The organism is Microcoleus sp. AT3-D2 (assembly GCF_036705715.1).
Classification (GTDB): Bacteria; Cyanobacteriota; Cyanobacteriia; order Cyanobacteriales; family Microcoleaceae; genus Microcoleus.
Genome location: NZ_JAUBVE010000004.1, coordinates 148,405 through 162,303, shown reverse-complemented (window position 1 = coordinate 162,303; position 13,899 = coordinate 148,405). Strand labels below are relative to the sequence as shown.

Annotated in this window: 15 protein-coding genes and 1 tRNA gene; 11 read left to right on the top strand and 5 right to left on the bottom strand. The window is 47.8% G+C overall.

From position 1 onward, the window contains the following. Positions 1 to 6: 6 nt before the first annotated feature. Both QUB44_RS03485 and QUB44_RS03480 read right to left on the bottom strand, forming a co-directional pair. On the bottom strand, positions 7 to 444 hold the full coding sequence (locus tag QUB44_RS03485; RefSeq protein ID WP_333363141.1) for a GUN4 domain-containing protein: 438 nt from the start codon (positions 442 to 444) through the stop codon (positions 7 to 9). 228 nt (positions 445 to 672) lie between these two features. Beyond that, a tRNA-Cys gene (locus QUB44_RS03480) sits at positions 673 to 743 on the bottom strand. A gap of 201 nt (positions 744 to 944) precedes the next feature. Here QUB44_RS03480 and cpdA point away from each other — a divergent pair. The 3 genes from cpdA (at position 945) to QUB44_RS03465 (ending at position 4,345) form a co-directional block, all read left to right on the top strand. Next, the gene (cpdA, locus tag QUB44_RS03475; protein ID WP_333363138.1) at positions 945 to 1,724 is read left to right on the top strand and encodes a 3',5'-cyclic-AMP phosphodiesterase; all 780 of its coding nucleotides are present in this window, start codon (positions 945 to 947) and stop codon (positions 1,722 to 1,724) included. Positions 1,725 to 1,915: 191 nt separating this feature from the next. Continuing rightward, positions 1,916 to 3,394, top strand: a complete 1,479-nt coding sequence (locus tag QUB44_RS03470; RefSeq protein WP_333363135.1) for an alpha-amylase — start codon at positions 1,916 to 1,918, stop codon at positions 3,392 to 3,394. A gap of 174 nt (positions 3,395 to 3,568) precedes the next feature. After that, on the top strand, positions 3,569 to 4,345 hold the full coding sequence (locus QUB44_RS03465) for an SDR family NAD(P)-dependent oxidoreductase (protein WP_333363132.1): 777 nt from the start codon (positions 3,569 to 3,571) through the stop codon (positions 4,343 to 4,345). Between the two features lie 129 nt (positions 4,346 to 4,474). Here QUB44_RS03465 and cofG read toward each other — a convergent pair whose 3' ends face one another. After that, entirely contained in the window at positions 4,475 to 5,428 is a 954-nt protein-coding gene (gene cofG / locus QUB44_RS03460; protein WP_333363129.1) for a 7,8-didemethyl-8-hydroxy-5-deazariboflavin synthase subunit CofG, read from the bottom strand. On the opposite strand from cofG, the gene QUB44_RS03455 reads away from it, so the two are divergent. From QUB44_RS03455 to QUB44_RS03435, 5 genes are all read left to right on the top strand, one after another. Then, positions 5,412 to 5,618 (top strand): hypothetical protein, encoded by a 207-nt coding sequence (locus tag QUB44_RS03455; protein WP_333363126.1) that lies wholly within the window; start codon positions 5,412 to 5,414, stop codon positions 5,616 to 5,618. The genes cofG and QUB44_RS03455 overlap by 17 nt on opposite strands. Before the next feature lie 172 nt (positions 5,619 to 5,790). Continuing rightward, positions 5,791 to 6,873 carry a photosystem II q(b) protein gene (psbA, locus tag QUB44_RS03450; protein ID WP_333363123.1) on the top strand — a complete coding sequence of 361 codons (1,083 nt, stop codon included), beginning with the start codon at positions 5,791 to 5,793 and terminating at the stop codon, positions 6,871 to 6,873. A gap of 467 nt (positions 6,874 to 7,340) precedes the next feature. Further along, the gene (gene cbiE, locus QUB44_RS03445; RefSeq protein ID WP_333363159.1) at positions 7,341 to 8,549 is read left to right on the top strand and encodes a precorrin-6y C5,15-methyltransferase (decarboxylating) subunit CbiE; all 1,209 of its coding nucleotides are present in this window, start codon (positions 7,341 to 7,343) and stop codon (positions 8,547 to 8,549) included. Positions 8,550 to 8,719: 170 nt separating this feature from the next. Beyond that, complete coding sequence (locus tag QUB44_RS03440; protein WP_333363120.1) at positions 8,720 to 8,992, top strand: hypothetical protein; 273 nt, start codon at positions 8,720 to 8,722, stop codon at positions 8,990 to 8,992. A 74-nt stretch (positions 8,993 to 9,066) separates the two neighbouring features. Beyond that, entirely contained in the window at positions 9,067 to 9,456 is a 390-nt protein-coding gene (locus QUB44_RS03435; RefSeq protein ID WP_333363118.1) for a hypothetical protein, read from the top strand. Between the two features lie 66 nt (positions 9,457 to 9,522). Here QUB44_RS03435 and QUB44_RS03430 read toward each other — a convergent pair whose 3' ends face one another. Continuing rightward, positions 9,523 to 9,867 carry a helix-turn-helix domain-containing protein gene (locus tag QUB44_RS03430; RefSeq protein WP_333363115.1) on the bottom strand — a complete coding sequence of 115 codons (345 nt, stop codon included), beginning with the start codon at positions 9,865 to 9,867 and terminating at the stop codon, positions 9,523 to 9,525. A 111-nt stretch (positions 9,868 to 9,978) separates the two neighbouring features. On the opposite strand from QUB44_RS03430, the gene QUB44_RS03425 reads away from it, so the two are divergent. From QUB44_RS03425 to QUB44_RS31075, 3 genes are read left to right on the top strand one after another with little or no spacing between them, the layout of a single operon-like run. Then, positions 9,979 to 10,230, top strand: a complete 252-nt coding sequence (locus QUB44_RS03425; protein ID WP_333363112.1) for a thioredoxin family protein — start codon at positions 9,979 to 9,981, stop codon at positions 10,228 to 10,230. Between the two features lie 9 nt (positions 10,231 to 10,239). Next, positions 10,240 to 10,776, top strand: a complete 537-nt coding sequence (locus QUB44_RS03420) for an MOSC domain-containing protein (protein ID WP_333363109.1) — start codon at positions 10,240 to 10,242, stop codon at positions 10,774 to 10,776. Between the two features lie 3 nt (positions 10,777 to 10,779). Next, on the top strand, positions 10,780 to 10,887 hold the full coding sequence (locus QUB44_RS31075; protein ID WP_445299865.1) for a 3-alpha domain-containing protein: 108 nt from the start codon (positions 10,780 to 10,782) through the stop codon (positions 10,885 to 10,887). Between the two features lie 62 nt (positions 10,888 to 10,949). Here QUB44_RS31075 and cphA read toward each other — a convergent pair whose 3' ends face one another. Then, positions 10,950 to 13,667 carry a cyanophycin synthetase gene (cphA, locus tag QUB44_RS03415; RefSeq protein ID WP_333363106.1) on the bottom strand — a complete coding sequence of 906 codons (2,718 nt, stop codon included), beginning with the start codon at positions 13,665 to 13,667 and terminating at the stop codon, positions 10,950 to 10,952. Positions 13,668 to 13,899 lie beyond the last annotated feature (232 nt).

Here is a 13,899-nt window from a genome sequence, read left to right as displayed (position 1 = left end):
CAAATGCTAAAACTTCGTTGTGCTTACCTCAACGACCTCTTGGCTATTTGAGGCTTTTGCAAAACCGGGATGCTCCCTAAGCCAGCCTTCTTCAGGAAGCCACCATTTTAGGTAACCAGCACCTAGTTCACTGAAGGTAGAGAAGCTTGCTTTAGCCCGTCTTTCCTGACAAATTATTTTCCATAGCCTATTTTGAATACTAAAACCAAACTTCGTATCACTGTAATACTGCCATAGTAAATCGATTGTGCATAAATCTGTGCAAGGGAATTTCTCAATATCTTCAATTGTTAAGGATTCATAATCTCTCTGATTTTTTCCACTAATCGTTAAGATTAATTTTGTTGTCTCAGCATCAGCTCGTAGCCAATTCTTTTTAACTAACAAGTCGTGTAGCTTGGTGTAATCTGCATCAACTTCAGATAAAAGTTGAATTTCAGCCATAGTATATACCTATTCGATCTATGATTACCTTTGATATTAGAAGATTGTCCTACTGAACTGAGTCAATCAAATCAATCCGCAATTTCACCATTAATCTCATCAATCAGCGCTTCTAGTCCATCTGAATTATGCACCAACCGAGCCGGCCGCTGTTATAAAGCCAAAACTCAAGAGGGTTTTCTCGATCGCCCAAACGGCATCTTAGCCACATCTAACAAAAATTAAAAAAGGCGGCACCCAGATTTGAACTGGGGGTGGAGGTTTTGCAGACCTCTGCCTTACCACTTGGCTATGCCGCCGTCACGTCTGAAATTTGACGTTTTCTTATAGTACACCAAATCTCGAAAATTTTAACATACCTGTCAAAAATTTCGTAAAGCGCAGCTATCCCCAACGCGCCTTGGTCCCCCAAGGGTAGGGAATCGCCCTTTTTTCCCATATCCCCAAAACCCTTGTGGGAAGGTAATCTAGAACTATAGCAACGACCCGCAACACCAGCCATGACACCAGTTTCTCCCCTACTCGTCGCCCAAATCACGGACACTCACTTGTTTGCAGAGATCGATCGAGAATGGAAAGGCCTCTCAACAGCCCGCACCCTCCAAGCAGTTCTCGATCGCTTGCAACAGATACAGCCGCCGCCCGACTTACTCCTACTCACAGGCGACTTGTCCCAAGACGAAACACCAGAATCCTACCAGCGCCTCGTATCCCTCATCGCCCCCCTAGGAATACCCGCCTACTGGATACCTGGGAACCACGACAACATCCCAGTCATGGCAGAAATCTTAAATCAACCGCCCCTTTCCCCAGAAAAATCATGGATGCTAGGAAACTGGCAATTTCTATTACTTTCGAGTGTGGAAGCCGGATGCGACGGCGGGCGGCTTTCCCCAGAAAGCTTGCATTGGCTCGACTCTCAACTGCAACAAACCGGCGATCGACCAGTTATCATTGCCTTGCACCATCATCCGCTGCCGATCGACTGTGAAATAATGGATGGAATGATGCTGCACAATGCCGATGAATTTTTGGCAATTGTCGATCGATATCCTCAAATCAAAATCGTCCTCTGCGGCCATATTCACCAAGAATTTCAACAACAGCGGGGGTTAGTTACCTACTTGGGGACACCCAGCACCTGCATCCAACTTTTACCCAAAAGCCATCCGATTATAGTTGACGAAATCCCCCCGGGATTTAGATTGCTTGAATTGGCGATCGACGGCACTTGGAACACCAGAGTTGAGCGAGTTGCCGAAGCATCGCCACCCTTTTAATAATTTTCTATAGCCTGAAAATAATTATTATCAAATTTACATTTTTTTGTCAATCCATCAACAGATAGATTGTGGTGAGCAACCCCATCTATTATGATATTTATTAACGATAGATTGCAGACCTACGTAAACTAGCAAGCTACGAACAAAAATCTATCTGGCAACATTACAAAATAGCAAAAACTAAATATATGTCTGAAGCCAATGGCGTCATGATGCAGTATTTCCACTGGTACAGCCCCGACGACGGCAGCCTGTGGAATCAGCTAGCGAAATCTGCAAAAGATTTAGCGAAAATCGGCGTTACATCTCTGTGGTTGCCACCCGCCTATAAAGGAACGGGCGGCGGCATGGATGTGGGTTACGGCGTCTACGACTTATTCGATTTAGGTGAGTTCGACCAAAAAGGGTCAGTACGGACGAAATACGGGACAAAAGATGAGTATTTGGCCGCGATAAAAGCTGCCCAAGATGCAGGAATTCGGATTTATGCCGATGTTGTCTTCAACCACAAATTAGGTGCCGACGCAGAAGAAGAAGCCGAAGCCACACCCTTCAATCCCGACAACCGGAATGACACCGTAGGCGAATATCAAAAAATCAAAGCTTGGACGAATTTTACCTTCCCCGGCCGCGATAAAAAATATTCCAGCATGGAGTGGCATTGGTGGCATTTTGACGCCATTGATTACAACGTTTACAACACAGAAACCCATGCGGTTTACCTGCTAAAAGGTAAAGAATTTGATCAAGGAGTAGACTTAGAAAAAGGTAATTATGACTACCTGATGGGTTGCGATTTAGATATGGACAACCCAGAAGTCAGCGGCGAATTAAAATACTGGGGTGAGTGGTATGTCGATACAACAAACGTTGACGGCTTTCGCTTCGATGCCGTCAAACACGTTAAAGCAGAATTTTTCCAAGAATGGTTGGAACACGTCCGCCACTATGCCCAACGCGACCTATTTGCCGTCGGCGAATATTGGTCTTACGAAGTGGAAGCTTTGCACTACTTCCTAGAAGCAACCAACGGTAAAGTAGCCTTATTTGACGCACCCCTCCACTACAACTTCCACGCTGCTAGCAAAGCCGGCAATAACTACGATTTGCGAACAATTTTTGATAACACTCTCGTCCAACAGCAACCCGCCCTCGCCGTTACCTTGGTAGACAACCATGATTCCCAACCCTTACAATCCCTAGAATCAGTTGTCGAGGCTTGGTTTAAACCCCTTGCCTACGCTTTAATTCTGCTGCGGCGCGAAGGATATCCGTGCATTTTTTACCCGGATTATTACGGCGCTAACTATAAGGATAAAGCAAATGATGGCAATGAATACGAGATTTGGTTAGACAAACATCAGTTTATGGTAGATAAGTTCTTGTTCGCGCGCCAAACTTATTCCTACGGCAATCAGTACGATTACTTCGACCACGCCAACACCATTGGCTGGACGCGACTCGGAGATGAAGAACATCCGGGCGGCATGGCTGTGGTACTCAGTAACGGAGGCGATGGCACTAAGTTTATGGAAGTCGGACAGCCGAATCGAACTTATATTGACATCACCGAACACATCCAAGAACCCATCACTACGAATGAGGATGGTTGGGCTGATTTTAGGTGTAACGCCGGTTCAGTTTCTGTCTGGGTGCCGCAGCCGTAAGGAGGGTGTTAACAGCAAAAAGTAAAAAGCAAGATATCTTTTTACTTTTTGCTTTCATATCTTTGATAACTAAAATCTATCTATAGTTAGGACTAAAGCTCTCTCTCTAGTCCTATTTTTAGGCTATGCGATCGCGTATAATATTTAATATTATTTTATTTTACATAAAAACTTATGAAACTTTCACAAAAAGTTGCCGTTATTACCGGCGGCGGGTCGGGAATTGGTCGTGCAGCAGCAATTTTAATTGCCAAGGAAGGCGCAAAAGTTGCTGTTATCAATCGCACTTTAGAAACCGGGCAAGAAACCGTCCGCCATTTGGTCAATGAAGGAGGCTGCGGGCTAGCTATTGCCGCAGATGTGGCGGATTCTCGGCAAATGCAACAGGCATTTCAAACAATTATTGACGAATATCAAAGAATTGATATTGTGTTGGCAAATGCAGGTATTAACGGTGTATGGTCGCCGATAGAAGAAATAGAACCCGAAGAGTGGGACAAGACAATTAACACCAACCTCAGAGGAACATTTTTGACTGTGAAATATGCTGTTCCTTATCTAAAAAAACAAGGAGGTTCCATCGTTATTACATCCTCGATTAATGGCACCAGAAGTTTCAGGAAAGTGGGGGCCACAGCTTACGCTTCCAGCAAAGCTGCCCAAGTAGCTTTAGCGAAAATGCTGGCGCTAGAACTTGCTCCCAGCCAAATCCGAGTCAATGTGATCTGTCCGGGTGGGGTGCTGACAGCCATTGAGGAAAGCACGGTTAAGCGCCATCTTGATGACATTCCACTCGATCCTGATGCGATTCAAGACCTGATTCCTTTGACTGATAATACCGCAGGTTCGAGCGAAGAAGTCGCCCAATTAGTTTTATTTCTGGTATCAGATGCGTCCAGCTTTATCACAGGTACTGAAGTCTGGATTGATGGTGGCGGTTCTTTGATTTAAAATCTCTATAGCAGCAATTTAAAGAATCTTGCTACCAATTCCCATTACCCATAATTAATAACTGACAATCAAGCAATTTGGTCACAAGCCCCCGGATTTATCAGTAGGCTCAATTCTTCAATCTAAAATCTAAAATCGATTGACTCTCCAGTTTTTTACAGCAGTTTGCAATGTCTGCGGCAGCCACTTATCGTATTGAGGATAAACAGGCAAACGCTGCACAAGTTGCCATCCCGATGCTGCTAAAATTTCTGTTAAAGTTTGGTGTTGCAAGTGAGGATAATCGGGATTAACTTCATCCCGCGGCCCAATCCCTCCTAAATCTCTAGCACCTGCTTCTAAACAAGCCAGCAATATGTCTGGTTGTGCAACTAAATTGGGCGGAATTTGTAGGGCAATTTCATCAGGTAAAATGCTGCGGGCGATCGCAATTACTTCCGGCATTTTTGTAGCATCAAAAACTTCACCGTCCCAACTTTGCTGATTTCCCGGACTGTGTGGCTGGAGGATAACTTCTTGAATGTGATAGTAACGCGAATGAATCCGGGCGATCGTTTCTAAAGTCTCCACCCAATCTGCCTCACTTTCCCCAATTCCCAGCAGCAAACCAGTTGTAAACGGAATCTTTAATTCCCCAGCCCATTCTAACTGTTGCAGCCGCAGCGCCGGCACTTTACTCGGTGCGTGTCGGTGAACCGTTTGTAACAAATGTGGGGCAAGCTGTTCTAGCATCAGCCCCATCGATACATTTACCTCTTTTAACAGTGCCATCTCCTCAAAGCTGAGTGGCCCCACATTAGTATGCGGCAAAAATCCCAGAGCAAGCGCCAGTTCGCACAAATCGTACATCCGCTGCAACCAAGCTTTTCGCCGTTGACTGTGAGGATGTACCTCGCCGCTGAGGATGAGAATTTCAATTACACCTTGAGTTTGCAGGAACTTGAGCTGTTTTTCGGCTTCTGCGAGTGTCAGCCAAGGACTTTGCAGCGGTTCTGCCCGAAAATTGCAATAGGTGCAGCGGTTATAACACTCGTAAGTGGGAACCAGAGTATAAGCAGGGCTGTAGGTGACGGTGCGGGACATTCCTTGGGACTTTTATCGATCGGACTTACGCAACAACATATATCTGTGCAGTGCGAGTTTTGCGGTTGGCGATCGCAACACTTCATCTATCTTAACACTGACGCCCGTCCCGAATCTCGTTGCCTCGGTAGATTATGAGTATTCTTCATTGGTGGGCGATCGTCCAAAAATTCCGCACTCTGCTTTTTAAAACACCATACAGCAAGCATTCTGGCTTATTATCAGCGCAGCTTATGACATTCATAATAAAAACTGTGCTTAAAAGGCCTTTACAAACTGAAATAAAAGCTTTATGTTTATTTACATGGCGGAACACAAAGCCGTCACGAACATTGAAAACCAAATAAAGCAATCATAAACAGATGACAACAACCTTACAGCAGCGCGAAAGCGCCAACGTCTGGGAACGCTTCTGCGAGTGGGTCACAAGCACAGACAACCGGATTTACATCGGTTGGTTCGGCGTCTTGATGATTCCTACCTTGCTCAGCGCCACCATTTGCTACATCATCGCCTTCATCGCTGCTCCTCCAGTGGACATCGATGGTATCCGCGAACCAGTAGCAGGTTCCTTGATGTACGGTAACAACATCATCACAGGTGCTGTTGTTCCTTCATCCAACGCCATCGGCTTACACTTCTACCCAATCTGGGAAGCAGCTTCCTTAGACGAGTGGTTGTACAACGGCGGCCCTTACCAATTGGTAATTTTCCACTTCCTGATCGGTGTATTTTGCTACATGGGTCGTGAATGGGAATTGTCCTACCGCTTAGGTATGCGTCCTTGGATCTGCGTAGCTTACTCTGCACCAGTGGCAGCAGCAACCGCAGTATTCTTGATCTACCCAATCGGACAAGGTTCCTTCTCTGACGGTATGCCCTTGGGTATCTCCGGCACATTCAACTTCATGATCGTGTTCCAAGCCGAGCACAACATCCTGATGCACCCCTTCCACATGTTGGGAGTTGCTGGTGTCTTCGGTGGTAGCTTGTTCTCCGCCATGCACGGTTCCTTGGTAACATCTTCCTTGGTTCGTGAAACAACCGAAACCGAATCACAAAACTACGGTTACAAATTCGGTCAAGAAGAAGAAACCTACAACATCGTTGCAGCCCACGGCTACTTCGGTCGTTTGATTTTCCAATACGCTTCCTTCAACAACAGCCGTTCCTTGCACTTCTTGTTAGGTGCATGGCCAGTAGTCGGCATCTGGTTTACCGCTTTGGGTATCTCCACGATGGCTTTCAACTTGAACGGTTTCAACTTCAACCAATCGATTATCGACTCTCAAGGTCGTGTCATCAATACTTGGGCTGATGTCATCAACCGCGCTAACTTGGGTATGGAAGTAATGCACGAGCGCAATGCTCACAACTTCCCTCTCGACTTGGCTGCTGGTGAAACAACTCCCGTAGCTTTGGTTGCTCCTTCTATCAACGGTTAATTTTTAACTTGAGATTAACAAAAAGCGCTCCTAGAAATAGGGGCGCTTTTTGTTTGGAGAAAAATATTTTTTTATACTTTATTCACATATCTAGTTCGGTAAAATAAGCGTTATAACTGGCATCTTGCACCATTGTTAATAAGCCTTTCACGGGCGGGTTCTCCTGCCCAACCCTACTCCCCACAAGAAAATCTACTCTTTGTGGAACAGGCCGGACAGCCTGTTAAGCGAGAAGGATGCAAGATGTGAGTTATAACTTTTGTACTGAGGATTTCAGTGCGATCGAGTTTTATGAGGACTGAAGTCCTCACTATAAACCAATTTTATTCTGGTTGTTCGAGCGGACATAATATGATTAACGATTAACGACTAATAACTAATAACTAATAACTAATAACTAATGAGTGATGATTATCGAGTTTGATGATTCCGATGCAGCCGGAAACGAGATTAGCGGTAAGCATTCAATGCACAAATGGCTTTCGGTGGTGGGGATTGGCGAAGATGGACTTTCAGGGCTGGGCCCGATCGCCTTTACCCTCCTCTCTCGATCTCAAGTCGTTGTTGGTGGCGCCCGTCACCTAGCAATGCTACCAACCAACGACACCCGCGAAAAATTGGTTTGGGCATCGCCTTTGCAGACAACAGTTGACGACATCATCCGCCGCCGGGGACAGTCTGTGTGCGTGATCGCAAGCGGCGATCCCATGTGTCACGGCATCGGCGTCACGCTGTCGCGCCAGATTCCCATGGAGGAAATGACTGTGATTCCGGCGGTATCGGCTTTTAGTCTTGCTTGCGCCCGTTTGGGTTGGCCGCTGGCCCAAGTTGAGACTTTCAGTTTGACAAATCGCCCGATCGCATCGATCGCCCTTGCTTTGTCACCGGGGGCGCGGTTGCTGGTGTTGAGCGCTGACAGACACACGCCGAGAAAGGTGGCACAATTGTTGACGCAGCGAGGGTTTGGTAGCAGTTTGATGACCGTGTTCGAGCGGATGGGAGGGGGATCGGAACGGCGGATCGAGGGGGTAGCAGCAGCCTGGAATGCAGCGGATTTGGCTGATTTGAACACGATCGCGATCGCAGTTGCAGCCGATCGCGAAACTGTGATTTTCCCTCGTACCTCCGGTTTGCCGGATGCTGCTTATCGCCACGACGGCCAACTTACCAAGCGGGAGGTTAGAGCCGTTACTCTGTCAACGTTAGCACCGATTCCCGGAGAGTTGCTTTGGGATGTGGGGGCGGGCTGCGGCTCGATCGCGATCGAATGGATGCGGAGTCATCCTCGGTGCAGGGCGATCGCGATCGAACGCCATCCGACTCGATTGCAATACATCGCTGAAAATGCCTCGACTTTCGGCGTTCCCGAACTCGAAATCGTGGCGGGAGAAGCGCCGGAAGCCCTGACAAATTTGCCTCAACCGAATGCTATTTTCATCGGCGGCGGTGTCACCGCAGAAGCTGTGCTGGAAAATTGCTGGAATGCTTTAGGTGAAGGCGGCCGATTAGTTGTTAATGCCGTGACAGTTGAGAGCGAGTTTAAAGTTTTGCAATGGCACGATCGTTATGGCGGGGAACTAATTAGAATTGGGATTCAGCGAGTAGGGGCGATCGGTTCTTTTCAGGGTTGGAAGCCGCTTGCGCCGGTGACTCAGTGGGCGGTTGTTAAGGGGTAATACCAATTCTGATTGGATCGGAATGATTTAACCACAGAGTACGCAGAGAACACAGAGGAAGAGATGAGAGAGATGAATCATTCCGATGAAGAGTGGATTTGATATAAAAGGCGATCGATCTTTTTCCAATAAAGCTATAATCAATAATATCCTCTGGAATGAGAGTGATAATGCCAGACGAATCATTTGTAGATCCTTATTTAGATCGACTGTTTGAAAACTATTCCAATACTGAAGTTATCGAACTACAGCAATATCTGTCTGAATGGGATAGAGGAACTTATCGAACTGTGGCCCAAAGTGTGTTAGACCATTCACAAAGAAAAGGATTTGATCCACTCAAATATTTGCGTAAAGCACACAACTTCAACACCAGAGGTGCTGTAAGTTCCTCGCACGGGATATCGGCAGGATGGAGCCGCTGTTTACCGAAAGGGCAATGAGTTTTTAATTGTGCGACCTGACCAGTATGGTGTTGAGAAAATCGTGACTTATGGCATTAATGAGGAATAGCGATATGGCACAAGTTCAGAACAAATTAGCGTTGGGGCAGGATATTATTGTGCAACTTTTGGCACAGTTGACAGTTGACTATCAAAACACTAAATCAGAGCGCAAAGAGATATCTCAGAGGTATCTTGGTTCCGAGGAAGATTTTTCGTTTCTGGAGGAGCTTGAGTTAGTAACAGTAAGTATTCGCGGTTATGCTAGTCAGATTGAGGAGCGCGCAGAGGTTGAGAATCGCGAGCAAGCGATCGCAAATTTACATCAGCTTAGGGTATTCGATCGTTCTGCGATCGCTCAGTTTTATGATGAGACGCGATCGGGCTATCTTCAAATGCGAGCCTATATCCGAATGCTGGACTATTTGCGGTTGCTGGTGTTGGAGTATTTGCAGATGCAATAAAGCTTGAGAATTGGCATTCAAAGAGTAGGGGCGATCGGCTTGCTATGTGAACTTAACCCACCTCTATCAGATACTTCCGAACTTGCGATGCAACGCTTCGATACGATCAAGAATTTCAACAAACTCCTGACCGAAGAGCGTTAGGTGATACTCAACGCGAGGTGGAACTTCTGGATAGCTTATTTTTTCAAGAATTCCAAACTGAACCATCTTTGCCAAACGCTCGTTCAGAACCTTTGTAGTCAACCCTTGCTTGGTTCTCACTAACGCTCTTGGGCGATTTACGCCATTGCGAATCTGCATCAGAATGTGAAGCGTCCATTTACACCCTACACAATCCTCAAACATGGCAACAAAGTTGCTTGAGGCTTCAGAAAAATTTTTGGCGCCCGGCTGGTCTGGTGGATTCACATTTGTAACCAAAACGTACCTACCTTACCAAAACGTACTCTCTTGCAAGCGGAACTTCGAGCCTTCTATAGTCTCCTGCATAGCCAACTATAGCAACAAGGAGCTACGGCAATGAAAAGCAAAGGAATTTTCTATATGGGTCGTGGAGATTGCGGGGTGTGCATTCAGGCGGATCGAGCCATTGTGCAGGCTCTCGATCGCGATCGTTACGAAGTCGAGTATGTCGATTTGACAGATCGCCCGGAGTGTGTAGCAGAAGCGGTGGCGGCGGGTGTTAAAACCGTTCCGGCGCTGGTTTTTGACGGGCAAGTTTTCCATATCAACTTTGGGGCGGAGTTATCAGCCCTAGAACTCGCGAGTTAGCAGCGACTTATGGATGTTCCTCTTCTCGTTTCAATTCAAGTGGGTTTGCCAAGACAGCTTGGTACTGAAGACGCAGCCGATCCAAGGTCGGGGCCTTGGACAACTGGATTCTTCAAGGAACGCATTACTGGGGCGGTTTATCTGGGCAAAACAAATCTTGTGGGCGATGGGCAAGCCGATCTCAACTTGCACGGTGGCGTTGAAAAAGCCGTCTTAGCTTATGCTGCAACACACTATCCCAAGTGGCAACAGGAGCTTCATTTACCGGACTTTCCCTACGGTGCATTTGGAGAAAATTTCACGGTAGCGCATCAATCTGAAGAAGATGTTTGCATCGGCGACATCTACAGGATTGGGGAGGCTCAAGTTCAGGTGTCGCAGCCACGAGAACCCTGTTGGAAACTGGCGCGACGATGGCGGATAAAAGACTTGCCAAAACGAGCGATCGCTAATGGACGACTCGGTTGGTATTTCAGAGTTATGACAGAGGGGGTAGTAGAAAGTGGGCTTCCTCTGATTCTTGTGGATCGTCCGCTACCGGAGTGAAGTGTGGCACGAGTCAACAATGCCTTCTATCGATATCGGGAGGATTCTTCAGAACTTGCTTCATGCCCGCTTTTATCTGCTAGTTGGAGGCGATATTTTCTGACTCGTTAAACAAATAGGTTGGGTTTCCTCAAAGTTCAACCCAACCTATTAATTAAATGAGACTTAAGAATTTAGCCTTGATTCACAACGGTCGGTTTCAAACTTTCCTCATTAGATCGATCAACAAAGCTTTGACTTACGGCAGATTCCTGAATCGGTTTCCGGGCTTCAATTAAACTCAGAGCTTTGTTGACACCTTCAGGTAAAATCACTACCAAACTGCCGGCAGGAGCCTCATCTAAAGCTTTGTTAACGGCCGTTGTTTCGTCGAGAATCAACTCGTATTCAACTTGAGATTTCTTTGCGGTTCCTGCAGAAATCGCCTCTGCAATTCCCTGGCAAATTAACTTTGCCACAGCACCGGGTTCTCGCCCGCGCCTGTCAATATCTTCTTTGACAATAATGCGATCGAACATCTCGGCCGAAAGTTTACCCAGCGTGACAAAATCTTCATCTCGCCGATCTCCGGGCGCGCCGACAACCCCGATCCGCAGCCCCGGCCAATTCAGCACGAAACTGCCCAAAGCTTTGTAGCTGTGCGGGTTGTGGGCGTAGTCGAGTAAAGCGTGATAGCTGCCCAAATTAAACAAATTCATCCGCCCGGGAGTTTGACCGACCGATGCTTGGAAGCTTGACAAAGCAGCCCGAATATCTTCTATTTTCAATCCTTGGGCAAAAGCCGCCAAACAAGCTGCTAAAGCATTAGCAATCATAAACGGCGCCCGCCCGCCCATCGTCAGCGGCACGTTCACAGCCTGCTCAATTCTCAGCGTCCAATCGCCTTTCAAAATCGACAAATACCCATTTTCGTAAATCGCTGCCAGCCCGCCCGCAGCGGTATGTTTGGCAACCAGTTCGTTGTCCGGGTTCATAGAAAAATATGCAATTTGAGCCTTGACACGCTGCGCCATTTGTGATACCAGCGGGTCGTCTGCATTCAAAACTGCATAGCCTTTGGGCATTACCGACTCGACGAGGACGCTCTTGAGTTTGGCTAGTTGTTCCACGGTGTCGATGTCGCCAATGCCCAAGTGATCGGCTGCGACGTTCAAGACGACGCCGACATCGCACTGATCGAAGCCGAGGCCCGATCGCAAAATTCCGCCTCTAGCGGTTTCCAGCACCGCCACTTCCACCGTCGGGTCAGACAAAATCAATTGAGCGCTCTGTGGCCCGGTATTGTCTCCGGTTTCTACCAAATAATCGCCGATGTAAGTGCCGTCGGTAGTCGTGTAGCCAGTAATCTGACCGGTCTGCTTGACAATGTGAGCAAGCAGGCGAGTGGTTGTAGTTTTGCCGTTGGTTCCCGTTACCGCTAAAATCGGCACCCGGCTGGGTTGAGGCGAGGGGAAAAGCATATCGAAGACGGCACCGGCCACGTTGCGGGGTAAACCTTGACTCGGGGCGACGTGCATTCTGAAACCCGGTGCTGCGTTGACTTCGACGATGACGCCGTTGACATCGCGCAGGGGTTGGGAAATGTCGGGAGTTACTACGTCAATGCCGGCGATGTCCAAACCGATAATTTTGGCGACTCTGGAAAACAGCCAGACGTTTTCTGGGTGGATTTCGTCGGTGCGATCGACTGCAATGCCACCGGTACTCAAGTTGGCTGTCGCCCGCAAAAATACTCTTTCGCCGGCCGGCACTACGGAGTCCATCGCGTATCCTTGTTTTTGCAGCAAATCCAGGGACAATTTGTCGATCGTGATCCGGGTGAGCACGTTGTCGTGTCCATCTCCTCGCTGCGGGTCGCGGTTTACTTCTTCAATAAGCTGTTCTACTGTATACCTGCCGTTGCCCACGACGTTAGCGGGTACTCGTTCTGCGACTGCTATGACTTGCCCGTTGACTACCAATACTCTGTGGTCACGGCCGACGTAATAGCGCTCTACTATCACGCTTTTTGTTTTTGATGCCGCGCTGGCTAAGTCGTAGGCTTCTTCTGCTGCTTCCCAGGAATTGATGTCGATCGTAATGCCGCGGCCGTGGTTGCCGTCTAGGGGTTTGAGGACGATCGGATAACCGCCGACATCTTCGATCGCCCCGCGCAGTTCATCCAAATAATTAATCACCGTTCCTCTGGGAACCGGCACACCAGCGCTGGCGAGGATATTTTTGGTACCTTCCTTGTCGCAGGCAAGTTCTACCCCCAAAACTCCTGTGCGGTTGCTCAGAGTTGCCTGAATCCGCTTTTGGTGAACCCCGTAGCCGAGTTGAATCATAAACCTGGCGCTCAAAGGTATCCAAGGAATGCCGCGCGCTTCTGCTTCCTTAATCAGTGTTTCCGTGCTCGGCCCCAAGGCCGCCGAAGCAGCAAACTCTCTCAGGTCTCTCAAATCTTGGATTAATTCTGCTGCTGGATAAGTGCCTGTCTCGGCAATGCTTTGGCACAGTCGCACGCCCGCCCGGGCTGCATAGCGACCTGCTTGTTCGTTTTGATACTCAATTACTACTTGGTAAATACCTGGGGTCGCAGTTTCGCGGGTACGGCCGAACCCGACCGGCATTCCTGCCATTTCCTGAAGTTCTAGGGCGACGTGTTCGATTACGTGTCCCATCATTGTGCCTTCTCTGACCCGTTGCAGGAATCCTCCCTGATGGCCTGGGGAACAGTGATGGTCGTTCAAACTCGGAAGTGCGGCGATCAACCCTTCATAGAATCCAGGAATTTCCGCTGTGGTTTTATCTGCCCACTCCTCTAAATCCAGACGCATCAGGACGAGTTTCTGGCGTCGGATGCTCCAGTAGTTGGGGCCGCGTAAAGTCTGGATTTTAAGTATTTTCATGGCAGTTAGAGGGGTATGGGGCGCGAAATCTTATAGATAATTGGAGCATTTATTCAATTTCGATCTAGATTGCTCGATCGACTGTTCGCTGCGAACAGTTTGGGAGTGAATTTCCAGTTATGGGCTACCCAATTGAAAATTCATGCCCCTGCGATCGGCTAAAAACAAGTACAGGTCAATGGCTAGCAAAAATTCAAAGCCCGAAGTTAGAATTTTCTGTGATTCTGCCTGC

Bases quoted from the DNA above. Each gene is read 5' to 3' on its own strand.
- cofG (WP_333363129.1), bottom strand. From the start codon at position 5,428: ATGTCCCGCACCGTCACCTACAGCCCTGCTTATACTCTGGTTCCCACT.
- cbiE (WP_333363159.1), top strand. From the start codon at position 7,341: ATGCACAAATGGCTTTCGGTGGTGGGGATTGGCGAAGATGGACTTTCA.
- cphA (WP_333363106.1), bottom strand. From the start codon at position 13,667: ATGAAAATACTTAAAATCCAGACTTTACGCGGCCCCAACTACTGGAGC.
- psbA (WP_333363123.1), top strand. From the start codon at position 5,791: ATGACAACAACCTTACAGCAGCGCGAAAGCGCCAACGTCTGGGAACGC.
- QUB44_RS03465 (WP_333363132.1), top strand. From the start codon at position 3,569: ATGAAACTTTCACAAAAAGTTGCCGTTATTACCGGCGGCGGGTCGGGA.
- QUB44_RS03485 (WP_333363141.1), bottom strand. From the start codon at position 444: ATGGCTGAAATTCAACTTTTATCTGAAGTTGATGCAGATTACACCAAG.
- QUB44_RS03420 (WP_333363109.1), top strand. From the start codon at position 10,240: ATGGATGTTCCTCTTCTCGTTTCAATTCAAGTGGGTTTGCCAAGACAG.
- QUB44_RS03425 (WP_333363112.1), top strand. From the start codon at position 9,979: ATGAAAAGCAAAGGAATTTTCTATATGGGTCGTGGAGATTGCGGGGTG.
- QUB44_RS03435 (WP_333363118.1), top strand. From the start codon at position 9,067: ATGGCACAAGTTCAGAACAAATTAGCGTTGGGGCAGGATATTATTGTG.
- QUB44_RS03440 (WP_333363120.1), top strand. From the start codon at position 8,720: ATGCCAGACGAATCATTTGTAGATCCTTATTTAGATCGACTGTTTGAA.
- QUB44_RS03470 (WP_333363135.1), top strand. From the start codon at position 1,916: ATGTCTGAAGCCAATGGCGTCATGATGCAGTATTTCCACTGGTACAGC.
- cpdA (WP_333363138.1), top strand. From the start codon at position 945: ATGACACCAGTTTCTCCCCTACTCGTCGCCCAAATCACGGACACTCAC.